Source organism: Paenibacillus glycanilyticus, from assembly GCF_030161375.1.
GTDB lineage: Bacteria > Bacillota > Bacilli > Paenibacillales > Paenibacillaceae > Pristimantibacillus > Pristimantibacillus glycanilyticus_B.
The window spans coordinates 207,752-231,778 of record NZ_BSSQ01000006.1 but is presented as its reverse complement, the minus strand read 5'-3'; the positions used below and the strand labels follow the sequence as shown (position 1 = coordinate 231,778).

At 51.4% G+C, this 24,027-nt stretch carries 26 protein-coding genes and 1 pseudogene; 11 read left to right on the top strand and 16 right to left on the bottom strand.

All coding sequences use genetic code 11. The features are described from left to right. Positions 1-66: 66 nt before the first annotated feature. The 8 genes and pseudogenes from QQK89_RS08485 to QQK89_RS08455 all read left to right on the top strand — a co-directional run bounded on the left by QQK89_RS08485 (position 67) and on the right by QQK89_RS08455 (position 6,952). Positions 67-957, top strand: a complete 891-nt coding sequence (locus tag QQK89_RS08485) for a carbohydrate ABC transporter permease (RefSeq protein ID WP_284238097.1) — start codon at positions 67-69, stop codon at positions 955-957. Further along, positions 957-1,790 (top strand): carbohydrate ABC transporter permease, encoded by an 834-nt coding sequence (locus tag QQK89_RS08480; protein ID WP_284238095.1) that lies wholly within the window; start codon positions 957-959, stop codon positions 1,788-1,790. Before QQK89_RS08485 ends, QQK89_RS08480 begins: the two co-directional genes overlap by 1 nt. A gap of 10 nt (positions 1,791-1,800) precedes the next feature. Continuing rightward, a pseudogene (locus QQK89_RS29640) lies at positions 1,801-1,995 on the top strand (pentapeptide repeat-containing protein); the annotation flags it as partial. Between the two features lie 58 nt (positions 1,996-2,053). Further along, positions 2,054-3,655: a sensor domain-containing diguanylate cyclase gene (locus QQK89_RS08475; RefSeq protein ID WP_284238094.1), complete on the top strand. Its 1,602-nt coding sequence runs from the start codon at positions 2,054-2,056 to the stop codon at positions 3,653-3,655. An 18-nt stretch (positions 3,656-3,673) separates the two neighbouring features. Further along, positions 3,674-3,832, top strand: a complete 159-nt coding sequence (locus QQK89_RS08470) for a hypothetical protein (RefSeq protein ID WP_284238093.1) — start codon at positions 3,674-3,676, stop codon at positions 3,830-3,832. A 223-nt stretch (positions 3,833-4,055) separates the two neighbouring features. After that, complete coding sequence (locus QQK89_RS08465; RefSeq protein WP_284238092.1) at positions 4,056-4,862, top strand: alpha/beta fold hydrolase; 807 nt, start codon at positions 4,056-4,058, stop codon at positions 4,860-4,862. 159 nt (positions 4,863-5,021) lie between these two features. Beyond that, positions 5,022-6,242, top strand: a complete 1,221-nt coding sequence (locus QQK89_RS08460; protein WP_284238091.1) for an MFS transporter — start codon at positions 5,022-5,024, stop codon at positions 6,240-6,242. Between the two features lie 95 nt (positions 6,243-6,337). Next, positions 6,338-6,952: a PH domain-containing protein gene (locus tag QQK89_RS08455; protein WP_284238090.1), complete on the top strand. Its 615-nt coding sequence runs from the start codon at positions 6,338-6,340 to the stop codon at positions 6,950-6,952. 96 nt (positions 6,953-7,048) lie between these two features. On the opposite strand, the gene QQK89_RS08450 is transcribed toward QQK89_RS08455, so the two are convergent. The 7 genes from QQK89_RS08450 to QQK89_RS08420 all read right to left on the bottom strand — a co-directional run bounded on the left by QQK89_RS08450 (position 7,049) and on the right by QQK89_RS08420 (position 12,497). Next, on the bottom strand, positions 7,049-8,152 hold the full coding sequence (locus QQK89_RS08450; protein WP_284238089.1) for a cation diffusion facilitator family transporter: 1,104 nt from the start codon (positions 8,150-8,152) through the stop codon (positions 7,049-7,051). 173 nt (positions 8,153-8,325) lie between these two features. Then, positions 8,326-8,454 carry a DUF4023 family protein gene (locus QQK89_RS08445; RefSeq protein ID WP_284238088.1) on the bottom strand — a complete coding sequence of 43 codons (129 nt, stop codon included), beginning with the start codon at positions 8,452-8,454 and terminating at the stop codon, positions 8,326-8,328. Positions 8,455-8,533: 79 nt separating this feature from the next. Beyond that, the gene (locus QQK89_RS08440) at positions 8,534-9,256 is read right to left on the bottom strand and encodes an amino acid ABC transporter ATP-binding protein (protein WP_284238221.1); all 723 of its coding nucleotides are present in this window, start codon (positions 9,254-9,256) and stop codon (positions 8,534-8,536) included. A 17-nt stretch (positions 9,257-9,273) separates the two neighbouring features. After that, positions 9,274-9,930 (bottom strand): amino acid ABC transporter permease, encoded by a 657-nt coding sequence (locus tag QQK89_RS08435; RefSeq protein WP_284238087.1) that lies wholly within the window; start codon positions 9,928-9,930, stop codon positions 9,274-9,276. A 70-nt stretch (positions 9,931-10,000) separates the two neighbouring features. After that, complete coding sequence (locus tag QQK89_RS08430; RefSeq protein ID WP_284238086.1) at positions 10,001-10,816, bottom strand: basic amino acid ABC transporter substrate-binding protein; 816 nt, start codon at positions 10,814-10,816, stop codon at positions 10,001-10,003. A gap of 160 nt (positions 10,817-10,976) precedes the next feature. After that, positions 10,977-11,885, bottom strand: coding sequence for an NAD(P)/FAD-dependent oxidoreductase (locus QQK89_RS08425; RefSeq protein WP_284238085.1), 909 nt, complete (start codon positions 11,883-11,885; stop codon positions 10,977-10,979). Between the two features lie 177 nt (positions 11,886-12,062). Beyond that, a complete protein-coding gene (locus QQK89_RS08420; RefSeq protein WP_284238084.1) occupies positions 12,063-12,497 on the bottom strand; it encodes an Lrp/AsnC family transcriptional regulator in 435 nt (144 codons plus the stop codon). Between the two features lie 148 nt (positions 12,498-12,645). Between QQK89_RS08420 and QQK89_RS08415 the strand changes: the two genes are divergently transcribed. Then, the gene (locus tag QQK89_RS08415) at positions 12,646-13,461 is read left to right on the top strand and encodes an alpha/beta fold hydrolase (RefSeq protein ID WP_284238083.1); all 816 of its coding nucleotides are present in this window, start codon (positions 12,646-12,648) and stop codon (positions 13,459-13,461) included. A 356-nt stretch (positions 13,462-13,817) separates the two neighbouring features. Here QQK89_RS08415 and QQK89_RS08410 read toward each other — a convergent pair whose 3' ends face one another. The 4 genes from QQK89_RS08410 to QQK89_RS08395 all read right to left on the bottom strand — a co-directional run bounded on the left by QQK89_RS08410 (position 13,818) and on the right by QQK89_RS08395 (position 17,679). After that, positions 13,818-14,906 (bottom strand): 5-methyltetrahydropteroyltriglutamate--homocysteine S-methyltransferase, encoded by a 1,089-nt coding sequence (locus tag QQK89_RS08410; RefSeq protein ID WP_284238082.1) that lies wholly within the window; start codon positions 14,904-14,906, stop codon positions 13,818-13,820. 155 nt (positions 14,907-15,061) lie between these two features. Continuing rightward, positions 15,062-16,399, bottom strand: coding sequence for a DUF4179 domain-containing protein (locus QQK89_RS08405; RefSeq protein ID WP_284238081.1), 1,338 nt, complete (start codon positions 16,397-16,399; stop codon positions 15,062-15,064). Beyond that, positions 16,392-16,931: a sigma-70 family RNA polymerase sigma factor gene (locus tag QQK89_RS08400; protein WP_284238080.1), complete on the bottom strand. Its 540-nt coding sequence runs from the start codon at positions 16,929-16,931 to the stop codon at positions 16,392-16,394. The genes QQK89_RS08405 and QQK89_RS08400 overlap by 8 nt, the downstream gene beginning before the upstream one ends. Before the next feature lie 124 nt (positions 16,932-17,055). Then, positions 17,056-17,679, bottom strand: a complete 624-nt coding sequence (locus QQK89_RS08395; RefSeq protein ID WP_284238079.1) for a GNAT family N-acetyltransferase — start codon at positions 17,677-17,679, stop codon at positions 17,056-17,058. Between the two features lie 242 nt (positions 17,680-17,921). Here QQK89_RS08395 and QQK89_RS08390 point away from each other — a divergent pair, with 242 nt between their 5' ends. Together QQK89_RS08390 and QQK89_RS08385 are read left to right on the top strand one after the other, a co-directional pair. Beyond that, positions 17,922-18,191 carry an AbrB/MazE/SpoVT family DNA-binding domain-containing protein gene (locus QQK89_RS08390; protein ID WP_284238078.1) on the top strand — a complete coding sequence of 90 codons (270 nt, stop codon included), beginning with the start codon at positions 17,922-17,924 and terminating at the stop codon, positions 18,189-18,191. Next, positions 18,188-18,523, top strand: a complete 336-nt coding sequence (locus tag QQK89_RS08385; protein WP_284238077.1) for a type II toxin-antitoxin system PemK/MazF family toxin — start codon at positions 18,188-18,190, stop codon at positions 18,521-18,523. Before QQK89_RS08390 ends, QQK89_RS08385 begins: the two co-directional genes overlap by 4 nt. Before the next feature lie 163 nt (positions 18,524-18,686). Here QQK89_RS08385 and QQK89_RS08380 read toward each other — a convergent pair whose 3' ends face one another. From QQK89_RS08380 to QQK89_RS08360, 5 genes are all read right to left on the bottom strand, one after another. After that, a complete protein-coding gene (locus QQK89_RS08380) occupies positions 18,687-19,157 on the bottom strand; it encodes a GNAT family N-acetyltransferase (RefSeq protein ID WP_284238076.1) in 471 nt (156 codons plus the stop codon). A 116-nt stretch (positions 19,158-19,273) separates the two neighbouring features. Further along, positions 19,274-19,993 carry a hypothetical protein gene (locus QQK89_RS08375; RefSeq protein WP_284238075.1) on the bottom strand — a complete coding sequence of 240 codons (720 nt, stop codon included), beginning with the start codon at positions 19,991-19,993 and terminating at the stop codon, positions 19,274-19,276. A 144-nt stretch (positions 19,994-20,137) separates the two neighbouring features. After that, entirely contained in the window at positions 20,138-21,481 is a 1,344-nt protein-coding gene (tuaD, locus tag QQK89_RS08370) for a UDP-glucose 6-dehydrogenase TuaD (RefSeq protein ID WP_284238074.1), read from the bottom strand. 1 nt (position 21,482) lies between these two features. Then, positions 21,483-22,379, bottom strand: coding sequence for a UTP--glucose-1-phosphate uridylyltransferase GalU (gene galU, locus QQK89_RS08365; RefSeq protein WP_284238073.1), 897 nt, complete (start codon positions 22,377-22,379; stop codon positions 21,483-21,485). Continuing rightward, on the bottom strand, positions 22,366-23,541 hold the full coding sequence (locus tag QQK89_RS08360; RefSeq protein ID WP_284238072.1) for a DegT/DnrJ/EryC1/StrS family aminotransferase: 1,176 nt from the start codon (positions 23,539-23,541) through the stop codon (positions 22,366-22,368). Before QQK89_RS08360 ends, galU begins: the two co-directional genes overlap by 14 nt. Between the last annotated feature and the right edge of the window lie 486 nt (positions 23,542-24,027).

Below are 24,027 nucleotides of genomic sequence, written 5' to 3'. Positions count from 1 at the left end.
ATAGTCAGCTAACGACAACGAGAAGCTGCTGCCTACAACTGACTTTCATCGAGAAGAGGTGCAACTATGTTTAAGAAAATGGGGAGAAAAGTGAGCGAGAAAATAGAATTCGGCCTATTCACGTTGCCGGTTCTTATCTGTATCGCCATTGCCTTCTATATCCCTTTTGCGATGACGATCCGTTATTCCCTCACGAAGTGGAACGGGATCTCCAAGCATCCTAAATTTATCGGACTTGATAACTTTAAGCAAATTTTTCTGCATGACACGAACTTTACCCAATCGGCATGGTTCACGATTAAATACGCCGTATTGTATATCGTGCTAATAAATGTCTTTGCTATTCTGCTGGCTCTCGTGCTGGACATGAAGCTGAAATCGACAAACTGGCTGCGCGCGGCTTTCTTCATCCCGTACATCTTGAGCCTTGTGATCGTCGGCTTCATCTGGAAGTTCATCTTCATGCAAGGTTTCGAGTCGCTTGGCGCAAGCACGGGCTGGGGCATCTTCAAGCTCAGCTGGCTGGGCGAACCCGGACTAGCCTTTATCTCCATTCTATTCGTATCCATCTGGCAATCGATCGGTTTCTACCTGGTTATCTACATTGCGGGTCTGCAATCGGTACCCGATGATCTGAAGGAAGCCGCTACCGTAGACGGAGCCGGCCCAATCCGCCGCTTCTTCAACATCACGCTGCCGCTTCTGGCACCATCGATTACGATCTCGGTCTTCATGGCCCTGACGAACTCGATCAAAGTATTCGACGTGATTCTGTCGCTCACCGGCGGCGGTCCTGGCGGCACGACTTACAGTATCGCTTACGACATCTACCGCGACACATTCCAGAACAACCTGTACGGCTATGGCACAGCCAAAGCGCTGATCCTGTTCGTTGCCGTTCTTATTGTTACCTTGATTCAATTGACGTTCTTCAAACGCAGGGAGGTTGAGGCATAATGAACCGTCAATCCAAATCCGGACGCATCATTCTAGAAGTGGTGATGGTCCTTCTGTCTCTGTTGTTCCTGTATCCGCTGTTCCTGGCGATCATCAACTCGTTCAAGAGTTTTGGCGAAGTCATGAAAGACGTCATTGCCCTTCCGCATAAGCTGTCGTTCGGCAACTACGAGCATGTATGGAACGTCATTAACTATCCGAAGCTGTTCTTGAACAACTTCATTATTACAGCCCTTGGCCTTGCCGGGATTGTCCTTGTATCTTCAATCGCCGCTTATAAGCTGGCGCGTACCAAATCGAGATGGAGCGGCTTGATCTACATGCTCGTCATCATGCCGATGCTGATTCCGTTCCAATCGATCATGCTCACCGTTCTCAAAATTGCTAGAGATCTGCACATTACCGAGAGCACTTGGGGACTTGGCCTTCTGTACTGGGGCTTCGGCGCACCGCTTGCCGTGTTTATCTACCATGGCTTTGTCAAAGGGATCCCGAAAGAGATCGACGAAAGCGCAACAATCGACGGCGCTTCCGGCTTCCGCCTCTTCTTCCTTGTTATCTTCCCGCTGCTGAAATCGGTAACGACAACGATCGTTATCATCGACGTAATGTGGATTTGGAACGACTTCCTGCTGCCGCTCCTTATGGTTAACGGCTCGCCGGATACGAAGACATTGACGCTTGCGGCTTACACCTTCGTTGGCCAATATACGTCGGACTGGCAATTTGCGATGACCGCGATGGTTATGGCCGTGCTGCCTTCGATCGTCGTGTTTATCTTCCTGCAAAAATATATCGTTAAAGGCGTTGTAGCCGGCGCCGTTAAAGGTTAATTTCAATAAAGTTAATTTCAATAAAGTTAATTTCAATAAAGTTAATTTCAATAAAGTTAATTTCAATAAAGTTAATTTCAATAAGCTTAAGCTTCATGCGAAATGCCCATCTGCTCTCCGCTTGTCTAACATGCGGCTGGCGGATGGGCATTTTACGGTTGCAGGCTTTTTTAGAATCATTATCGTAACTTTCGACAAAAAGTGATAAACTATGCAATAGTAAGAATTAGGAAGGACTTAGGAAGGAGCATCGCCTACTCTTTATGGTCTACACGATCCGGCCCCGCAAAGGCTTCAAGCTATCCTCTATTATTTCTTTTGTCGTTATTTTATCGGTTCTCATTACGATCTTTATCAGCACGATAATCGGGTACAAAACCGAGCGGAAATCGCTCTTTAACAATACGATTGAGATGAACGGCATCGCCGCGTCGAATCTCAGCAAGACGACGGAGTCGCTTGTGTTGTCCATGCAAAATAGTCTCCAGGTGACGGCCGATTACTTCTCCGACATCGAGCTTAGCGACGAGAATGTTCTGTCGCAGCTGGATTTCTTCATGGGGACAAGCCCTTACTTCAACTCGCTTACGATTGTGAACAGCAGCGGCGTCATCGTCTCTACCTCGCCGAACAATCTGAATTTGATCGGGAGCAAACCCGATTCCGAAGCTACGATAGATGCGCTTAAGCTGAAGAAAGCTTCGATCTCGAAGCCTTTCAAAGCCATTACGGGCCGGCTGATTGTGCTTGTGTCCAATCCAATCTTCGACCGCGAGGGCAACTACAAAGGGTTTGTCGGCGGATCGATTTATTTGCAGCAGGCGAATATTTTCCGCGATATTCTGGGCGTTCAGTCCAGCACGGCAAACGGATCTTACTTCTATGTCGTGGATTCCGCTGGCAACCTGATCTATCATCCGGACAAAGAGCGGATCTCCGAGAATGTGAGCGGCAATCCGGTCGTTCAGAAGCTGATGCATGGATTATCCGGCGCGCAGCGGATTATTAATTCGCAGGACCAGAACTTCCTGGCCGGCTTCGCGACGGTTCCGGCTGCAGGCTGGGGCATCGTATCGCAGACTCCCCAGGATCATATTGCCGACCTCTCCGAAAATGTCATTCAGGAAATGGTGAAATTCTCGGCGCCTTTCGTGCTCCTGCTCGTTATTATTTCATTCTGGTTATCTCGCATGCTGGCTCAACCGCTGAACCGGCTCGCGAATTACGCTTCCCGTCTCTCCGTTGAAGGCGAGAACGTGAAGCCGCTGACGATGGATGCCAGCTGGAATTATGAAGCGAATCAGCTCGTCGATACGGTAGCGGTTGCGTTCAACAAGCTGCGGCAGCAGAAGGAAGAGCTTCATGCGGAAGCCAATACCGATGCTCTTACCGGACTGACGAACCGCCGCACGATGGGCGCCATTACGAATCTATGGAAGCAGCAAGGTACGCCGTTCTCCGTTATTCTTATGGACCTCGACCACTTCAAGAGCGTCAATGACCGGTACGGTCACCATATGGGCGACGAGGTTCTGAAGTTTGTCGCGAGCGTGATGCTGCTTGAGAAAGGTGCGGAAGATTATTGCTGCCGGTTCGGCGGCGAGGAATTTACGATGCTGCTCCCGCATGCATCGGAGGGCGAAGCCGTGCAGGTAGCCGAGCGGATCCGGCTGCGGATCGAGCAATCGGTTACGCCGATTGGCGAATCGGTAACGATGTCGCTTGGCGTCGCGACCTTCCCCGATGTATCGGAAGAAGTATTCGAATTGTTCAAATACGCCGACGAAGCTTTGTACCAAGCCAAGCGCGACGGCCGCAACCGCACGGTTGCCTACAGCAGCCTGATGCATATGGCGCGAATATAATCTGTGGAGGCTGCCCCGGTGGAAGAAGAAGACCAGCAATCCATCCATGCTGATGTATTGGCCAATCCAGAGTTACAACAGATGATTCATAGAAGCCGAGCAGAATATAAACAAGGCCTTGGAATGACGACTTCAGAACTTATAAAATCTCTTTCTCCTCAGGATTTTGCAAAATGAATGCTCGAAATATAATCTGGCTGCCGATTGTTAGGAGTAAGCTGATACAGTAAATAAATTTAGCTTAAGTAGGCTGCCGATACAATCGGCAGCCTACTTTTTATCTAGCCGCAAAGCTCGACAAATCACTGTTCATGATACTCCCTCTCCTTCTAACCGCTCATTCCGGCACATACCTATACGTTAGAGACCGATTCTGCGGGGAAGAAGGAGGACTTGCGCCTTGAACTATTATATTGACGTCGAACCGGGAGTCAGCCTGTATGTGGAAGATACGGGCGTTGGGCAGCCGATCCTGTTCATTCACGGTTATCCGCTTGATCATCGCATGTACGAATACCAGGTCAATCAATTGCCCAAATACGGCTACCGCTGCATCCAGCTCGACCTTCGGGGGTTTGGAAAATCGGATTCCCCTTGGGAAAGCTATAGCCTAGACCGGCTTGCGGACGATGTCCGCTGTATTATTGATACGCTTGGCTACAAGGAGCTAACCCTTGCCGCGTTCTCGATGGGCGGCGCCGTAGCCGTGCGGTATATGGGGCGCCATGCCGGGCACGGCGTCAGCAAGCTGCTGCTGTTCGCCGCAGCCGCGCCTTATATCACGAAGCAACCTGGCTTTCCGCAGGGGATGCCGCCCGAAGGGCTTGATGCACTTATTGCGCTCGCGAACCGAGACCGTCCTCAGATGCTGCAGGAGTTCGCCAAGCTGTTTTTCCACAACGAGCCGTCACCAGCGTACCGGGAATGGTTCGATCTGATGCAGCTCGATCAGTCTCCCCGCGCAATTATCGCTTGCGGTTACACGTTGCGGGATGAGAATGTAATGGCCGACCTTAGAACAATCAAGGTTCCGACCTATATTTTCCACGGGGTGTATGACAAGATCTGCCCCTTCGAGCTTGCCATCATCATGAAAGAAACGATCCCGAACTCGATTCTGCTCCGTTTCGACAACAGCGGCCATGCGGTGTTCTACGAAGAGCTCGAGCTGTTTAACGTCTGCCTGCTAGAGGCGCTCAAACATTGATAATACGCGCATTTCCACAGCTTCCGCCGCATGTTGGCGGGGCTTTTTTATGCGGCGGCTCCAAGGACAAAAGTATCGTTTTTGCCGCGTATCATGGAGATTCTGTAAAAATAGGTTTACAATAAAAGAAAACGACGACCTTTTTAGGATGTGACAGACATGACCCAGCCTTACCTATGGAAACGGAATTTGATCGTTTTGTGGATTGGCGTATTTTTCTGCAGCACGGCTTATTCCGTATCCATCCCGTTTATCCCGCTGTTTCTTCATAATGATCTTGGCGTTAACTCGCATCTGGAAATGTGGTCCGGATTCGCGTTTGGCATTACGTTTCTGGCCAGTGCGCTTATCGCGCCTTATTGGGGATCGCTAGCTGACAAATATGGCCGCAAGCCGATGCTCATTCGTTCGGGCTTCAGCTTAGCGGCACTTTATTTCATTACCTTTTTTATTCATGATCCCTACTGGTTCCTGCTGCTGCGGGTGTTCCAAGGCCTGCTCGCCGGTTACGTGCCAGCGGCTATCGCGCTTGTAGCAACCAATACGCCGGAGGAAAAATCCGGTTACGCCCTTGGCATTATGGCCACGTCCGGCGCAACGGGCGGCATTATGGGACCGCTGATCGGCGGTACGGTCAGCCATTATATCGGCAACCGGGAATCGTTTATTTTCTCCGGCTGTATCGTGCTGGTCGCTGCCCTGATCGCCACCTTCTTCGCCACCGAGCATAAATTCAACCGTTCCGGCGTCCGCTCCTCCGTCTTGGATGACTTGAAGCATGCGGCGCACAACAAGGCTTTTATCACGCTGCTTGCGATGTCCGGTCTTGCGATGTTCTCGGTTATGATTCTCGAACCGCTGCTTACCGTCTATGTGCTGCAGCTCGGATCGAATGAACACGATGCTTCCTTGCAATCGGGGATTGTGTTCTCGGCTGTCGGGATCGCTACCCTGATCGCCGCTCCGCAATGGGGCAAGTTTGGTTCCAGAATCGGCTTCTCCAAAGTGCTGTTTATCGGGCTGCTTGGCGGGGGGATCGGCAACTGCCTGCAGTTCTTCGTTGGGCATATCGCGGAGTTTGGGATCTTGCGCTTTGTATACGGTTTGTTCTTCGCCGGGGTTACCCCAGCGATTAATGCCATGATCGTGAAGTCGACCGAGACAAGCTTCCGCGGACGCGCCTTCAGTCTGAACCAATCGGCTACGCAGTTCGCCACCATGCTTGGCCCGGTCATCGGCGGCGTGCTTGGCGGTATTATCCCGATCCGCGCGGTATTTATCATTAACGGCGTTATGCTGATCATGGCCGCCATTCTCGTAAAAAGGCAACATATGGAGGAGAAAATGGCCGCCTCCAAAGCTGCCGCAGAGCAATCCTAAGCCTTAGTCTAGAAGCTAGAATATTCCCCCATCCCGCATATATAATGGAAGAGTGACTTATAAATCCATTATATACACGGAGAGGATTGGTAGAATTGTTCGGAAAAGTAGCTGCCGACTTGCTCGGCCTAAGCGATATTGGGGCGGTCATCCGGCCCGAAAATTACGATAAGGTGGATTCTGATGATTATGTGATGCATGAAGACGGGGAAAAGATTTATTTTCTGATTAAATCCAAGACCGACGAATATTGCTTCACTAACTTTGCGCTTATCCATCTGGACGGTACTAGTGCCGTCAGCAAAAAACGCATGCTGCACCGTTATTCGTACGCCACGCACAAGATCACTGGCGTAGCCCTTGAGACCGCGGGCACGGTAGACCTTGATATTGAAATCAAATTCGCGATTGGATCCGTTCCATTCTCGATTGACGTGAATAAGAAACATATCGAGCAAGTGAAAGACTTGTACAAGACGCTGATCAAGATCTCCGAGATTCATCACGAGAACGACATCAGCCTTGGCTTTGCCCGCCAAAGCCTGGAGCTTGCTTCGTCGACGTTAAGCCACGCCCACAAAGGCGACTACGATGTAGCCGATACGTTCGACAAGCTGAACAAATCCGCATTCGCATGGCTCGAAGGGGCGCATAAGCAATACAAAGTGAAAGACTTCGGCCCGATCTTCGATCGCTATATTAACCTGTAAAAACGTAAAGCCGCCTCCGGAAACGGAAGCGGCTTTTGTTTGTTACATCGTTGATAGAGTCTCCACAGATGAGGCCCCACCTGTCACATTGCACCCCTACACCTGCAGCTCCATATGGCGGATGCGCGAGCTCTCGACTTGGATCGTCGAGTGGCGGATGCCGAAGCGTTCTTCGATCAGCGCGATCGCGGCTTGCAGCACCTTCTGGCAATCCATGCCGTCAGCGACCTGCAAGTGGCAGCTCAAGGAATCAAGACCAGACGTAATCGTCCAAATGTGCAGATCATGTACGTCAACGACGCCTTCCAGCCCGCCAAGCGCGGACCGAACTTCCTTCTCATCCAGATTTGCCGGGGTCCCTTCCATCAGAATATGGACGGTGTGCTTCAGCACGCTCCATGCGCTCTTCACAATTAGCACCGCAACAATAATAGAGATGATAGGATCCGCAATGTTCCAATCGAACAAGTAGATGAGCAGCCCCGCCAGCACCGCCCCCACCGAACCAAGCGCATCACCGAGTACGTGAAGATACGCGCTTCGAACGTTCAGATTGTTGTGAACATCCCCTTTGCGCAGCAGCGCCCATGCGCTTGCAAGGTTGGCCAGAAGGCCAACGGCCGCAATCAGCATCATCGAACCGCTCGCCACCGAAGGCGGATCAAACAACCGTCCGATCGCTTCCCAAATAATAAAGACCGAGATCACAACAAGAGTAACGCCGTTAAATAAGGCCGCTAATATTTCAAACCGGTGGAACCCGTACGTGCGAACCGCCGACGCCGGCCTAGCCGCGAACCAGACGGCCACCAGGCTAAGAATCAAGGCACTTACATCGCTTAACATGTGCCCGGAATCCGACAGCAGCGCAAGGCTGTTGGTGACTAATCCCCCGACAAACTCCAGCACCATAATGCCCGCCGTAATAATTAATGCTATAAACAATCCGGTCTTGTTGCCGGACATATCAAAATGATGATGATGGCCCAAATGCCCGTGATCATGATCATGACCGTGGTTATGGCCGTGGTTATGACCGTGGTTATGACCGTGGTTATGACCGTGGCTATGTCCATGATCATGACCGTGGTCATGATCACCGCTGCAGCTATGCTCAGCGGACTCCCCTGCGGCGTGGGAATGAGCCTTCGTATCCGTATGCTGATGTTTGCCTTCTTGATGATTATGCTCATGACTCATAAGTATGGCACCTCGCTTTGAACATATATGAACAACTATTCATATGTTATGATGCCGCATTTGTTACCCATTGTCAATCCATGGATAAGCTTTTTTGCTTCCCAAACAAGCAAAATCCGCCCGGAAACAGGTCAGAATCAACCAATCGACGGGCGGACCGAAAACCTCAGGTTTTAAGGATTGTTCGTGTGCTGCACATTTTGCAGCTTCTGAGACGCTTTGCCTTTGCCGTAATTTTTATTTTTCCGTTGCTTGGCTTGTGTCTCATGAACCTTCGCTACAAACTCGCTTGTTGATTCCATCGTACGAATCCCTCCTTTGCCATTAGTAGGGTATCCGCCGAGATTTCACCTTATGCGCGTGATCGGCCTGCCGTTACCATTACAACACTTTCGACAAAAACGCCCGCGTCCGCTCTTGCCGCGGCGCGTCAAACAACTGCTGAGGCGTTCCTTCCTCCACAATGACGCCTTGCTCCATAAACAATACGCGATGCCCAACTTCCCGGGCAAAACCCATCTCATGCGTCACGATCACCATCGTCATCCCTTCCGCTGCAAGCTCCTTCATGACGGTCAGCACCTCACCGACCATTTCCGGATCAAGCGCCGACGTAGGTTCATCGAACAACATAATGCGCGGTTCCATCGCCAAGGCCCGTGCGATTGCCACCCGTTGTGCCTGTCCGCCGGACAAAGAGGCTGGATATTGCCCGACCTTTTCCCGAAGTCCAACCTTGCCAAGCAGCGACATCGCCAGCTCCTCTGCCTTGCCCTTAGCCAGCTTCCGAACTTGAACGGGGGCCAGCGTAATATTCTGAAGAACATTCAGATGAGGGAATAAGTTGAACTGTTGAAATACCATCCCCATCCGGGAACGAATCTCCGTTATACCTGCCCCCGCATCCAGCAAGGACCGGTCCTCGATCCGGATCTCTCCGCTCTCCGGTCTCTCCAGCCCGTTCAAGCAGCGAAGCAGCGTCGACTTCCCCGAACCGGACGGACCGATAATGACAACAACTTCCCCTTGCGCCACCTGTACCGATACATCCTTCAATACCGTATTTGCGCCAAACGCTTTATTAACCCCGTTAACCTCAATAATCGGTCCTGCCATCGCCATCAACCCGCTACCCCCTTCTTCTCCAGCCAGCCAAGCAACTTGCTAAGGGAGTAGGTCAGAATCAGATAAATAAACGCTGCCGCCAAATACGGCTCCCATACACGCAAATATTGACCGCGCATGACGTTGCTCCAGTACATTAATTCCGGTGCCGCAATAAGCGCAACAAGCGAAGAGTCCTTGATCAGGACAACAAACTCGTTGCCAAACGCCGGAACCATCCGCCTCACCGCCTGCGGAAGAATAATAAACCGCATTGTTTGGAATCCCGTCATGCCAAGCGACTGCGCCGCCTCCGTCTGTCCTTTATCGATCGACTGGATGCCAGCCCGGTATATCTCTGCCGTATAAGCCGCCGAATTAAGCGACAGCGCGGTAATAGCCGCAATAACGGCATCGGTATGTCCAATGCAGGCGGGCACAAGACCGAAATGCACGATCAAGATTTGCACATATAGCGGCGTACCTCGAAAGAAATGAATATATCCGCTCATTGGCCAGCTAAGATACGGTCTGGAAGACATTTTGCCAAAGCCTACAGCTAACCCCAGAATCGAGCCCAGCACAATCGCCAAGGCAGAGATGCCAATCGTTAGAGCGGCGCCTTTGAGCAATAACGGTAAATAATCCACAATGATATCCCATCGAAAATGCATCGCGCTCGTCCTCCCCAGTTATGACAAAGGCATGCGCAACGGAACCTCATTACGCATGCCTTATGCTTGCTTACTTCGCGTTTAGCACATTATCGACGTTCGGCTCTTCGCCGAACCATTGTTTATAGATTTCCGTATACTTGCCGTTCTCCAGCACCTTCTTGATCGCCGGGTCCAGCTTCGCCTTCAGCTCGCTGCCCGTCGGAAGCAAAATGCCGTAGAACTCCGAACCAAAACTCGCCGTATCTAGAATCCCCTTCAGCTTGCGCTCCGGATTATTCTTCATATATTCGCGGACAATCGCAATGTCGGCTACAACGGCATCCACTCCGCCCGAGTCCAGCTCGAGCATGGCTACCGCGTTGCTGTCGAAACGCTTCAGATCCGTGTTGTCGCTGCCCATAATGCCGGACATGAGCGTATCTGCCGTCGTAGAGCCTTGCACGGCTACCTTCTTACCCTTCAAATCGGCCGCGCTCGCAATCGTGCTGTCTTCTTTCACCATAATCATATTGGTAGATTCGAAATAAGGGATTGAATAGTCATAGGATTCTTCCCGCTCAGGGGTAATCGATACGCTCGAAATACCGGCGTCATACGTGGAGCCGGATTGCACTTCCGTCAGCATCGAGTCCCAGCCGGTGTTCGTGATTGTATATTTCAGCCCCGCTTCATCCATAACCGCCTTCAGAAAATCCGCGTCAAAGCCGGTTATCTTGTCCTTATCCATGTACTCCATCGGCGCATAAGCCGCGTCCGTCGCGAACTTATACACCTTCCCGCTGTTACCGTCGCCGCCGCTGCTGTCTTCCTTGTTAGCCCCGCATGCTGCCATCGTCATGATGAGAATCCCCGCTGCCACAATTACGGATAATCGCTTCCCCATTGTCCTCTCTCCACCCTTCTCAACATTGGCCAAGCCAAAAATGAACTGTTCATGCAATCTATCAATAATCAGCTAGCAATTATCAAGAGTTTAGCAGGTGTAGAAGGGGAGAAGCAATAACTTTATGTAAATTAATCTAACATTAAAATAACATAATCGTTTAAAAGTCCATATGATTGAGCGCTGCATTAACACTCATGGCAGCTTTACTGCCGCCGGCAGCCGCAACAATTAGTTGCGCAGGGGAAATCGTAGCCGCATCGCCAGCCGAATACACATGATCAACCGTTGTTTTCCCATAGTCATCGATGGCCAGTCCTCCGCTCGCATTCAGCTGGCAGCCCAGCTTCTCGGCGAATCGGATCGGCAAATACCAATTTGATGTCACGAATCCGCCTATGCGGGCGACCTCTGTCCCGTCGGCGAACACGATTTTTTGCAGGCGATTGTTTTTCCCCTTCAAGGCGGCAATCGGCTGCTCAAATATCCGCACTCCCCGGCTCAGAAGCTTCGCCCGCTGCTGCCCGTCGAACGTTCCAACGCCATTCGTGCATACGATCAGATCCTTGCTCCAGTTGTACACCGTCGATACCATCGAGTAACGATGGGACTCGTTCTCCGAAATAACGGCAAGCGCCTTGTCCCGAAGCTCCCATCCGTCGCAATAAGGGCAACTGAACAAAGAAGTACCGTAATAATCGGTTATGCCCGTTATGGAAGGCAGCTTCTCCTTGAGCCCAATTGCCAGGATGATCGTCCGTGCCTGAAAGATATCGCCGGCGCTAGTCTGGATCAGAAACAAAGAATGCCCCCGCTTCACCATGTCCACTACCTTTGTCCGAACAAGTTGGACAGAAGGGTACTTGCTCATATCTGTATGCGCCAACCGCCTGAATTCTTCCGGCTTTATGCCGTCTCTCGTAATAAAACCATGCGATTCAAGCGTGACCGCGTTCCTCGCCTTGTTATCGTCGAACAGCACCACGCTGCGCCTTGCCCTCCCGAGCACAAGCGCCGCATTTAGTCCCGCCGGACCTCCGCCAATAATGGCGCAATCGTAAAGCTTCACCGTGCATCACTCCTAACCTTCGGTGCAATTGTTGTTGGAGATACTTGTTACGTATGAAATACCCATTACTAGGGCTTGCTATTCGTTCAGTATGGCTTCTTCACGCAAAAAACAAACCGCGCCCTTTAGGAAGTCTTGCTTCACTAAGTACGCGGTTTGTTCTGGAATTATGCTTGGTTAGGATGAAAAAGGCGGAAAGATTTTATCCTCAAACCGGGTGGAGAGCACAACGAGGGTCGACGAAAATCCGTAAGTATGGCAGGTTTCAAGGAAGCTTTCGAGCGTCTCGCTTGTTTCGGTGACCACCTTCATTAAATAATTATATTCCCCGCTTGTTCTGTAGAAATCGACGATCTCGGGCGCCGCTTCGCAGAAAGTCTCGAATTCCTTGCAGTTATTCGATTTAAACATAATAAAGGCGGTTGTATACTTCCCAAGCTTGGGCAAGGACACATCCGCCCGGTATCCCGTAATGACTCCCTGTTCTTCAAGCTTCCTCATCCGTTCCGTTACGGCAGGTTGTGACATGGCGATTACACGGCTCATCTCCGAGATCGTTATTCTCGCGTTATCGCGAAGAAGGGCTAATATTTTATAATCGATTTGGTCCATTAAGGGAGCACCTCTTTTTCAAAGGTTTAGATCGGGCAACAACTTCAAATTTAAGTTTTCAGACCTCAACTACCTTTATCCTCTTATGTAAATTGTAAGCTCCCTCCTCTAAAATGTCATTATAAACCAGTAAGGGAGAGGGATGACGATGACAGTGACCGTTACAAATGAATTGAATTTTTTCACAACGGGTGATGGCGTTAGGATTGCTTACCGAATCGACGGATCGGAAGAAAAACCGGTCCTTATGCTTGCGAACTCTATCGCGACTTCGCTGGGCATGTGGGAAGGACAAATTGCTGAATTCACGGAGCATTTCCGCGTGCTGCGTTACGATTACCGCGGACATGGCGGCTCGGATACGCCTGCCGGTCCTTATTCCTTCGACCGATTGGGAAGAGACGTTATTGAACTGCTCGACTCGCTTCGGATCGACAGAGTCCATTTCCTTGGGCTGTCGCTCGGCGGTGCCGTCGGACAATGGCTTGGTATCTACGCTCCCGAGCGGATCGACCGGCTTATACTAAGCAACACTTCCTCTTATCTCGGACCGGCTGAGCAATGGTATAGCTTAATCGACTCCGTCCTGCATACCGAGAATTTGACCGGCTTCGCCGACATGTTCGTGAAGAACTGGTTCCCCGCGCATATGCTGGAGACCGAGAATGAGATCGTCTCATCGTTCCACCGCATGGTGCTTGCTACACGCGCCGAAGGGATCGGCGGCAGCTGGGCCGCCATCCGCGACATGGATATGCGCCGGACAGCGGCTCTTATTACAAGCCCGACACTTGTTATCGGCGGTCAATACGATACGGTCACGCTACCGAGCCACAGCGAGTTGCTTGCGAAGACTGTGCCCAACGCGGAACTTAATATTTTCCCAGCGGTCCATCTGACTAATGTCGAGCTTCATGCGGAGTTTATGAGCGCTGTTCTTGCTTTTCTGCTGCAGACAGAGTAAAGAGCTATAAGTTCTTGTCGCACTCGGGAGAATGGCATGATCCGATGCCATTCCCTCACTAAGCCGGGCTTTTTAGCTACGTTGCACGAAGTGCAGCATAATGAGCCAAATTGGCTGATAGGATCAAATATAGGATATAAAATACAGCATATTCCGAGATTTCGGCCCATTTGGGCCTCTTGGAGAGAAATATCTTGCATTCCATGCAGGATATTCGTGGTTACTAGGCTGATACGCGTCCATATGCTGCATTTGGTGCAACGTAATCGATTAAGGTTCCTCGGGTAGGGTACACCTAATTAAACAAAGGCTGCCGATCGGCAGCCTTTGTTGTGCTATATTCTACTTTTATTCGCTTACTTCCAGACTTCATCTGCAATAGCTTTCACATAACGAAGCTTGTCCCACTGCTGCTCTTCCGTCAGTATATTGCCTTCTTCCGTAGAGGAGAAGCCGCATTGCGGACTTAGGCAAAGCTGCTCGAGAGGAACGTAAGCCACAGCTTCCGCAATACGCGCCTTAATCCTCTCCTTATCCTCAAGCTCACCGGATTTGGAGGTGATGAGTCCTAATACGATTTTCAAATCCTTGCGATTTACGTATCGCAACGGCTCAAATCCCCCGGAACGCTCGTCGTCGAACTCCAAGAACAAACCGTCTACATTTAAACCGCCAAACAGCACCTCGGAAGCATAATCATAACCCCCGCTTCCAAAATAATTGGATTTATAATTGCCGCGGCAAATATGCATCGTCACTACTAAGTCCTCGGGCTTGCCCGCCAACGTCTCATTAATCATATCCTGCATCACTTTCAGTTCCTCGGCCGGATCCAGACCTTTGGCGCGAAGCTTGTTATGCCCTTCCTCCGAGAACAGGTCTGCCCATGCGGTATCATCCAGCTGCAAGTAACGGCATCCGGCGTCATAGAAAGCCTGGATCGCTTTCTGATAAGCTTTTATCGTATCCCGATGGTAGGTTTCGCGATCCTTATAGATCTCTTCGTTCTGATCGGCGCGGTACACCAGCATATTAGGGCTTGGAATGGTTTGCTTCGCCACGACATCATCGCCGGCATGTTGCTTCAGAAATTCAAAATGCTGAATAAACGGATGCGACGAGAAATCGATCTTGCCCGTTATGCGAATGCCTTCCTTGCGGGTTTCCATCTTATGAAAGTTCAATCCTGCTTCTTTCTCGTAATATTCAACGCCGTCAAGGCCGCCCAAAAAGTCGAAATGCCACCAGCTTCTGCGGAACTCTCCGTCCGTAACGGCTGCTACGCCATTGTCCTTCTGTTTGTTAATGATACGAATAATCTCTTCATCTTCCACCGCTGTTAATTGCTCCGAGGAGATGATGCCCGATTTATATTGTTCACGCGCCTCTGTTAAACGCTCAGGACGCAATAAGCTGCCAACTTGATCATAGCGAAAAGGTACCATGCCATTCTCTCCTTTGTATCTCTAGGTTGTACTTAAAGTTTAGCATGATTAAATAAGACGGCTATAATAGTTAAAAAATATCGCCCGCTATAGCTATAGGCTATAACGGGCGATAGGTTTGGTTAGAGCTTTATTTTACCGCTAAGTTATCGTTGTCATTTGATCTTAATATCTATATCGCCGTGGATGCGGGTCGGGTAATCTGAGATCGTTAGCGTGAGCGGACTTTGGTAGTCCATCTGCTCCAAGTAATATTGAATCTCCTTCACCCCGTTAGTAATTGTGCTTCCTCCTCTGCTAGAATGAAACGTCTTGCCGGATGCATCCCGATAATCATTGCTAAACGATCCGTTAATTGTATTCTCATCTTTCAGCTCTGTATCTTTGAATCCAAAGAACAAAATTCCTTGATCAAACTCATTCAGAGTCAGCAGATCATCAGGGCGAGTAAGCAGCTTCTTATGCTCGAGATCCACTTTTACCTCCAGCTTATCTTTATCCAATGCCCGGATACTGCTAGCCCGCAGATAGAGTTGCTGGGGCTTGCGGAAGTAATTGCTTTGGAAGTACAAGACCTGCTGATCATCGCTTATGTTTGAACCTGTCACACCATTATTGATCGTACCAAAGGTTTCTCCATTCTCGTCCTCCAGTCGAAGATCGTCGAAGTAAAAAATCCTCTTATTATTTTCAGGATCATAATTCACCTCAACCTCGATTCTCGTCGGGTAGACAGTCATTGTGCCAAAGGTTATCTTCTGGCCTTCAACGGTAACTGTCTTATTGATGTCATGAATCTCCTTTAGTCCTTCAAACTTCGCTTTGTCTACAGGAACGGTAAGCTGCCATTCCGGACTAGTCGTAGCTGTCTCGGTCACCTTGTCTAACACAAACCTCATATTCAAATTATCGGGGATACCTGCCCCTTGGTTTGGATAAAATTCAAAAGTTCCTTGTATACTCTTCCAGCCTTCCTCACTCGGATAGAAAGAACTAGCAATTGAAATATCTTTATTGTCTACTAATTCTACTGTTTTTAGATTTATAACGCTCTTCTGTTTCTCCTCATTCTCTAGCGTGTAGAACACGACAATCCTCGAATCGTCGGCAATAACGCCGTCAATCGTCATCCTAATGCCATCCTGCACTGCAGACAATCCAACCGGCTGCATAAAATCATTTTCGAGCGCTAGTTCAAGTCCTTTATCGTAATGAATCAGTTCGACCAGAGCGCGAAGACCCGGGATCTCGCCCACATAAGCGGCCACAACCGGGGAGAACCTGACGGAAGCAACCGATACAAGAAGCAGGAGGCAAGCCGTATAAGCGGCTAATCTGGTATATATTTTACGCCTTCTGCGTGGGCGGGCGGCGCGAATGCCGTTCCATATGCTCGCGTCGATCCCGGGTGGAATCAGAATTTCATCCGTGTACTCCTTCATCGCTTCTAGCTGCGGCCATTGCCGCTCCTGTTCGTCTCGAAAATCACTCATGCGGCTCCCCCTCCTTTGCCAGTCGTTGCCTGAGTCCGCCAAGTGCTTTGTGCAGCCAGGTTTTGATCGTGCCTTCCGGCTTCTCAAGCGTCCTTGCAATCTCCGTAATCGTCAGGTCGTGATAATACTTCAGCTGAATAACGGTTCGGGCATTCTCATCCAACTGTTCAACCGCGGATTCCAGCATCACCCGCTCGATCAATGCAGCTTCACCGTCTGCGGCATGCGACTCCAAAGCGGCCGCGGCTGCTTCCTGCCCGCCCTTTCTTCGGGCTTTCTTCTTCACTTCGTCCGCGCAATAGTTCATTAGAATCCGAATCAGCCAGCTGCCGAAATAATCCGGCTCCTTCAGCTTGTGAATCTTCATATATGCCCGGCAAGTCGCTTCCTGCACGGCTTCCAGCGCATCGGTTTCATTTTTCAAATAAGAATAAGCGATCCGGTACATCTTCTCTTTGTGTTGCGATATGAGATTATAAAAGGCTGCATCGTCGCCGCGTTTGGCAGCAGCCACAAGTGATTCATTTCCCACACGCTTCCTCCCCTGCCATTAACCCTCTATATGATTAGACTCCTCCGGAAGCCAAACGGTTTTGTTGGCGACAAAAAAAAGCAGACGGATTCCGTCTGCTTGAATTATACGGCTAACCGAACCGTTAAGGAGAAACTTCTAGATGCATGCGCAGCTGCGGTTCGCCTACGGATTGGTAGGTTCCAACAACCACGAACCCCGCCGATTCGTAAAATGCCTTCGCATGTCGATTAGCGGATACTTCTATACGCAAGCCGCGGCGCGCGAGGTCGGCGATGAGCGCACTCGCCACGCCTTGGCGCATCCAGTCGGGATCGGTGAATAGATCTTCAAGCTCCAAATAATCCTCAATTGGAAGCGCCGTTGCAAAGCCGAGGGCTTTGCCGTCGTGCACCGCAACCGTCGCATACGGCAACAAAGCGTCATCCCAGACAAGCCACTCGGGATGAGCGGCGATGAGATCAATATCACCTTTATTCGAGAGCGACGACCGGCGTCTGATGTCTTGCAGCCTATCGATGTCATCTGCAACCGCATTCCGAATCAACAGCTCAGAAGATTGAATAGACGGGACCTTCACGACACGGTCTTCCAACGGATGAAACCACCTTGCTTCTCGCTTCAGCATTTCAATTCGCTCCCGGATCAGCGAAACAAACGGACTCTCGCCCTCGCCATGAACCAGCGCTTTTTCCAAAGCTTTAATCTCGATGGAAAAGATAAATCGCTTAAACTCAGCCGAATCCATATCGCCCCACGCTCCCCGTACAGGTGGACCTCACCGTATACTGGAAGTATATTAACGGGGTTAATCCCTTAGATGCCGCAAGCTCAAAAAGTTTTCTCGCAGCAAAAAACCTCTTTGCCGATATTGGCCATTTTGGTTAAAAGCTTAGTATCAACTCCATGAATCATGTATATCATATGTATATACATCAATAGGGTGGTGAGGTACAATTGGATAATAATGTGAGAAAGGACATGATCCTAATGACGACTGCAACGCTCAGTAAATGGGGTAACAGTAGCGCTGTCCGTATTCCGAACCAACTCTTAAAGCATCTTAACCTGGAAGAAGGTGCTGAACTGCAAATCATGATAACGCCGGAAAACGATATTCTGCTTCGCCCGATAACGAAACCGCCAGAGTCCAACGAGGAACTGCGTTCTCATATGAGGATGCTGCTCTCGAAAATCAAGCCGGATTCAGCGCGTCATAAAGAAATTGACTTGGGGATTGAAGGAGACGAACTGATTTGACAACTCCAGCACGCGGCGATCTGGTTTGGTTGGACTTCGATCCGCATGCGGGTCGAGAACAAGCCGGCCGCCGGCCCGCAATTGTACTATCCGAAGCAGATTTTAATGAGATTACTGGCTTTGCGCTTGTTTGTCCGATTACCAATCAAGTAAAAGATTATGCTTTTGAAGTTCCGCTTCCGGAAGGTCTGCCGTTCACCGGTGTGGTTCTCACGGATCAGTTAAAGAGCTTGGATGTGAAGAAACGCAAGATTAAAGTCGTTGGCAGCGTTCCGGTGGACTCCAATATTATGAAAGATGTCCTCCGCAATACGCGATCCATCCTGGCATAAAAGAGTTTTCGACTTTCCCTTTTACGGGAGGCTGGAGTTGGGACAACAAAAAGCACGTTGCCCCAACCTCGATACTCTCAAGCTTCTCCTCCTGCGAACTAAGCTCCTGAAGTGTGAAAGGAATTTTCTTGTTTCTATGATAATAGTCTACAGGACGCAGAGCTTAAATCTTCTTGATATACCAAGCATCGCATGCAAAATGCTCCGAGCCCGCAAGCGGCGCATCCAGCGCCTCAAAGCCGTGTTTCGCGTAGAAACGGTTAGCGGCATGCATGTTTTGCAACGTTTCCAAATAACACTGCCCATAATGAAGGCGGGCAAAAGTTAATGCCGTATCAAGAAGCTTGGCTGCAATGCCCGTACCTCGCGCAGGCGGGAGAAGGTACATTTTCTGAAGCTCGCATACTTCCGAAGATTCCGCAAACGGCGCGATCCCGCATCCGCCTACCACTTGTCCATCCTGCTCAATGACCCAATAAGCGCGGCCCTCGCGATTATAATAATCGGATAAACGACTCAAGCTGTCGTCTGCCCACGCGAGCCCCTCCCGATTGCCTCCAAATTCAATCAAACACTCTCTTATTACGCGCTCTATCGCTGCGTTATCCGCTGCTTGAAGCTCTCTGATGATCATGATGACATCCTCCGTTTCCTGATGCTAATTATAAGCGGAAAAGGAAGAAAGAAAAAACCGCGTAAAGGAGAGTATCATTCTCCATTACCCGGTTCTTCTGGCTTACGCAAAAATGATTATTTGCCTACGATTGCATTCAATTGAGCACGGCCCGCGATGATCTCTTCGCGATACTTTTGTTGCATCGGTTCAAGAATCGAAGGGTCTCCTTTGAGAGCGACAATCTGCGCGCTAGCGTCGTTCATAACCGTTTTGTACTGCGCGGTGCATTGGTTAAACGCAGCTGTACCCGTCTTGTACAGAACAGTCTTCTCATGCGTGGACGTTAACGTCGTGAATTCAACGGCAATATCCGTCAGGCCGGCTTGGCACTCGTTGCGCAGCTGGAACAGCTTCGCGGAAGTGTCATTGTACACCTTCTGGATTTTCTTCTCCTTGTTGCCGCCGTTTCCGTTGTTGCCATTGTTGCCATTGTTGCCGTTGTTTCCGTTGTTGCCATTGTTACCGTTGTTGCCGTTGTTTCCGTTGTTTCCGTTGTTGCCGTTGTTGCCGTTGTTGCCGTTGTTGCCGTTGTTGCCGTTGTTGCCATTGTTGCCGTGGTTACCGTTCTGAAGGCTCTCTACGACTTTTTGCAGCTCTTGCGCAAAGTTCTGAATCACCTTCTGAATAAACGAATTGGCAAGCGGCTGGAACGACGACTGCGAGAAAAAGCTCGACGTCGCCGCGGCTGTTGGTGCTTTGGATGCCGCTGCCGCGCTGGACGCGTTTACGATAAGCGCCGGCACGAGCAATGCCGTAGCAGCCAGCGTAATTAACGCCCGGAATTTTTTATTCATTGTTTTCTCCTCCTGCATTCCCTGTATTTTCGTGTATAAGGCAAACCTGTACGTTATCCGCCCGGCCGAAGCGGATGTCCATTCAAGCGTCACCCCCTTTCGAGATCAGGATCTGCAGGATTCTGCAGGCATGCCCTTTGGTCCCTATAGGTTCACGGACTTGCGTTCCGCACCCAACTGGTTCACCGGACGGCGGCCCACCGAGTGGTAGACGAAGCCTTGCTCCTCCATCGCTTTCGGATCAAAGCTATTCCGTCCGTCAATGATGATCGGCTGTTTCATCCGGTCCCGGACTTTCGCCAGATCCATCGTTAACACTTCGTTCCATTCGGTCAGGATAACGCAGGCGTCACAACCGGCGGTTGCGAGCTCCGCCGAGTCCATGTACGCAATATCCGCTGGCAGCATGCGGCGCGCCGCTTCCGCGGCAATCGGGTCAAACGCCCGCACAAGAGCGCCTTGCTTCAAGAGCTCCGGAATGATGGTCAGAGACGGCGCTTCGCGCATATCGTCCGTGTTTGGTTTGAACGCCAGACCTAGCACGGCGATTTGTTTGCCCGCAAGGCCGCCAAGCGTCTCGCGAAGTTTGTCCATCACGACAAAACGCTGGCGTTGGTTCGTCTTTATAACCGATTTGAGCAGCTCGAAATCATAACCAGATTTGTCCGCAATATGCGCGAGGGCATACGTATCTTTCGGGAAGCAAGAGCCGCCGTAACCGATGCCGGCCTGGAGGAATTTTTCGCCGATCCGGCTGTCCATGCCCATGCCTTTCGCTACGTCTTCCACGTCGGCGCCGACTTTCTCGCAAATGTTCGCAATGGCGTTAATGAACGAAATCTTCGTTGCGAGGAACGTATTCGCCGCGTATTTGATCATCTCCGCGCTTTCGAGATCCGTCTTGAAGATGCGAGTGTTGAAAGGCGCATGCAGCTGAGCGATCTGCTCCGCCGCCTCCGGATTGTCCGAACCGACAATGGCGCGGTCCATGTTCATGCAGTCCGACAGCGCCGTTCCTTCGCGCAAAAATTCCGGATTGGACACAACGTCAAAGCTTGTCCAAGGGTATTTCTTGTTCGCCTGCACAACCTCGCGAACCAGCTCGCCGGTACCAACCGGCACGGTGCTTTTGTTCACGATGATTTTGTGGCCGTTCAGATGCTCGCCAATCTTCTTCGCCGCCGACATGACGTAACGCATATCCGCTTCGCCGGTCTCCGACATCGGCGTGCCAACCGCAATGTAGACGATGTCCGAAGCTTCGATCGCTTCGCCTACCTCGGTCGTGAAGAGCAAGCGGCCTTCGCTTTTGTTGCGAAGCGCCATCTCTTCGAGACCCGGCTCGTAGATCGGAATAATGCCGTCGTTGAGCAGGTCGATTTTGCGCTGATCCACGTCGCAGCAGATGACCCGGTTACCTACTTCCGCGAAGCATGTACCCGAGACAAGACCGACATAACCCGTACCGATTACTGTAATTTTCCGCATATTAGTTCGCCGCCTTCGTAATAAAATGCTTCTCGTACACTTGCTGCAGGTAGCCCAGCACATCCTTTTGCAGATCGTCGCGCTGAAGCGCGAAGTCGAGTTGCGCCTTGATAAAACCAAACTTATCGCCTACGTCGTAACGAACGCCTTCAAAGTTGTAAGCAAGCACGTTGCGCTGGTCGTTCAGCTTCTTGATCGCGTCGGTCAGTTGGATTTCGTCGCCTGCGCCCGGGGATTGATGCTCGAGAATGTCGAAAATCTCCGGCGTCAGCACGTAACGGCCCATAATCGCGTAGTTGGAAGGAGCGGCTTTCTTCGAAGGTTTCTCGACCAGACCGTCCAGGAAAAAGATCGAAGGCTCAATGGCCGACCCGCGCGGCGCAATAATGCCGTATTTGGATACATCCTCATCGGCTACGCGCTGCACGCCAACAACCGAAGACTGGTAGCGGTCGTGGACTTTGATCAGCTGGCTGAGGCATGGGTCTTCGGATTGCACGATATCGTCGCCAAGCAGAACGGCAAACGGTTCGTTGCCCACAAAGCTGCGCGCGCACCAGATGGCGTGGCCGAGACCTTTTGGTTCTTTTTGACGGATGTAGTGGATGTTCGCCATCTCGGAGATGCCGCGGATTTGCTCGAGCTCCTTCGTTTTCCCTTTCTTGGCCAGCATGTCTTCGAGTTCGTACGTAATGTCGAAATGGTCCTCAATCGCCCGCTTGCCGCGGCCGCTGATGATCAGAATGTCTTCAATGCCGGAAGCAATCGCTTCTTCGATAATGTATTGGATCGTCGGCTTGTCCACGATCGGCAGCATTTCCTTCGGCTGGGCTTTTGTTGCTGGCAAGAAACGGGTGCCGAGACCCGCAGCTGGAATAATCGCTTTACGCACTTTCATGGGACATCCTCCTCGATTTCATATGAATGGTTTGCTTGATGCAGTTGATGACGCGATCCTGCTCTTCCAAGGTGAGACTGGAGCCCGACGGCAGGCAGATGCCATGCTCGAACAACGTATCGGACACGCTGCTTCCCGGCTCATGCGGGAAATAAGGATAATATTGCAAAAGCGGCTGGCGGTGCATCGGCTTCCACACCGGACGCGCTTCGATATTCGCTTCGGTTAATTTCTCTACCAGATCGGCCGGCGTGCAGCCGGTCGTGATCGGATCGATGGTCATCGTCGTTAGCCAGCGCGTTGCCTCGCCGTATTCGGCTTCCGGCATCATCGTGAGCCCCTCGATATCGGCAAAAGCCCGCTTGTAACGGTCGAATACCGCTCGTCTTGCGGCTACCCGTTCGCCCAGCAGTTCAAGCTGTCCGCGGCCAATACCCGCCAGCACGTTACTCATCCGGTAGTTGTAGCCAAGCTCGGCGTGTTCATAATGCGGCTGCGGCTCGCGGGATTGCGTCGCCCAGAAACGCGCCTTCGCCAGCGCCGCGGTATCGTCGGAGACAAGCATGCCGCCGCCGGAAGTCGTAATGATCTTGTTGCCGTTGAAAGAGTAGATGCCGAATTTGCCATGCGTTCCACTCGATTGGCCCTTGTAGGTTGTGCCGAGCGATTCGGCCGCGTCTTCGATGACGGGCACGCGGTACTTGGCGCAAATCTCGTTGATCGCGTCCATGTCGGCGTTCTGCCCGTACAGATGGACAACGATAACCGCTCTAGGCAGCTGCTTGTTGCGATGCGCCTCCTCGAAAGCCCGCTCAAGCGCCTGCGGCGACATCGTCCACGTCTCGGCGTCGCAATCGATGAAGACGGGCACGCCGCCTTCGTACAGCACCGGATTCACGCTAGCGATAAAAGTCAGCGAGGAGACGAAAACGCGGTCGCCGCGTCCAACTCCCAGCAGCTTGAGTGCCATATGGATCGCCGCGGTGCCGGAGGACAAAGCGACTGCCCCCTTCGCTCCTACCTTCTCGGCCAGTTCGCGTTCGAACTGGTCGACGTTTGGACCAAGCGGCGCGATCCAGTTGGTGCGGAAGGCGAGTTCAACATACTCGCGCTCCCGCGTCCCTAGATGCGGCGGGGATAAATAGATTCGACTGTTGTTCACGTCGTACTCAGCTCCTCTTGTGATGCCCGCCGATGTTTGCGGCGGGCTATGTGGTGCGCTCGGCGCGCGTTGGCAACGCCGCGGCGCTTAGTTTTCTTTGTTGTAAGCGGCCTTTGGCGCTTACAGAGCCCGAAGCCGGGCGCCGTGGCGGGTTTGCTGTGCTGTAAGCGGCCTTTGGCGCTTACAGGGTTGGTTTGCCGCGGCAGCGAGGGCTGTAAGCGGCTTTTGGCGCTTACAAGGCCCGAAGCCGGGCAGCGGCGGCGGGTTTACTGTACTGTAAGCGGCCTTTGGCGCTTACAGATTTGGTTTGCCGCGGCAGCGAGGGCTTGTAAGCGGCTTTTGGCGCTTACAAGGCCCGAAGCCGGGCGCCGCGGCGGGTTTGCTGTGCTGTAAGCGGCCTTTGGCGCTTACAGGTTGGTTTGCCGCGGCAGCGAGGGCTTGTAAGCGGCTTTTGGCGCTTACAGAGCCCGAAGCCGGGCGCGGCGG

Excerpts from the sequence above, each read along its gene's own strand:
- QQK89_RS08485 (WP_284238097.1), top strand. The coding sequence starts at position 67 with ATGTTTAAGAAAATGGGGAGAAAAGTGAGCGAGAAAATAGAATTCGGC.
- QQK89_RS08480 (WP_284238095.1), top strand. The coding sequence starts at position 957 with ATGAACCGTCAATCCAAATCCGGACGCATCATTCTAGAAGTGGTGATG.
- QQK89_RS08475 (WP_284238094.1), top strand. The coding sequence starts at position 2,054 with ATGGTCTACACGATCCGGCCCCGCAAAGGCTTCAAGCTATCCTCTATT.
- QQK89_RS08460 (WP_284238091.1), top strand. The coding sequence starts at position 5,022 with ATGACCCAGCCTTACCTATGGAAACGGAATTTGATCGTTTTGTGGATT.
- QQK89_RS08450 (WP_284238089.1), bottom strand. The coding sequence starts at position 8,152 with ATGAGTCATGAGCATAATCATCAAGAAGGCAAACATCAGCATACGGAT.
- QQK89_RS08445 (WP_284238088.1), bottom strand. The coding sequence starts at position 8,454 with ATGGAATCAACAAGCGAGTTTGTAGCGAAGGTTCATGAGACACAAGCC.
- QQK89_RS08435 (WP_284238087.1), bottom strand. The coding sequence starts at position 9,930 with ATGCATTTTCGATGGGATATCATTGTGGATTATTTACCGTTATTGCTC.
- QQK89_RS08430 (WP_284238086.1), bottom strand. The coding sequence starts at position 10,816 with ATGGGGAAGCGATTATCCGTAATTGTGGCAGCGGGGATTCTCATCATG.
- QQK89_RS08420 (WP_284238084.1), bottom strand. The coding sequence starts at position 12,497 with ATGGACCAAATCGATTATAAAATATTAGCCCTTCTTCGCGATAACGCG.
- QQK89_RS08415 (WP_284238083.1), top strand. The coding sequence starts at position 12,646 with ATGACAGTGACCGTTACAAATGAATTGAATTTTTTCACAACGGGTGAT.
- QQK89_RS08410 (WP_284238082.1), bottom strand. The coding sequence starts at position 14,906 with ATGGTACCTTTTCGCTATGATCAAGTTGGCAGCTTATTGCGTCCTGAG.
- QQK89_RS08405 (WP_284238081.1), bottom strand. The coding sequence starts at position 16,399 with ATGAGTGATTTTCGAGACGAACAGGAGCGGCAATGGCCGCAGCTAGAA.
- QQK89_RS08395 (WP_284238079.1), bottom strand. The coding sequence starts at position 17,679 with ATGGATTCGGCTGAGTTTAAGCGATTTATCTTTTCCATCGAGATTAAA.
- QQK89_RS08390 (WP_284238078.1), top strand. The coding sequence starts at position 17,922 with ATGACGACTGCAACGCTCAGTAAATGGGGTAACAGTAGCGCTGTCCGT.
- QQK89_RS08380 (WP_284238076.1), bottom strand. The coding sequence starts at position 19,157 with ATGATCATCAGAGAGCTTCAAGCAGCGGATAACGCAGCGATAGAGCGC.
- QQK89_RS08375 (WP_284238075.1), bottom strand. The coding sequence starts at position 19,993 with ATGAATAAAAAATTCCGGGCGTTAATTACGCTGGCTGCTACGGCATTG.
- tuaD (WP_284238074.1), bottom strand. The coding sequence starts at position 21,481 with ATGCGGAAAATTACAGTAATCGGTACGGGTTATGTCGGTCTTGTCTCG.
- galU (WP_284238073.1), bottom strand. The coding sequence starts at position 22,379 with ATGAAAGTGCGTAAAGCGATTATTCCAGCTGCGGGTCTCGGCACCCGT.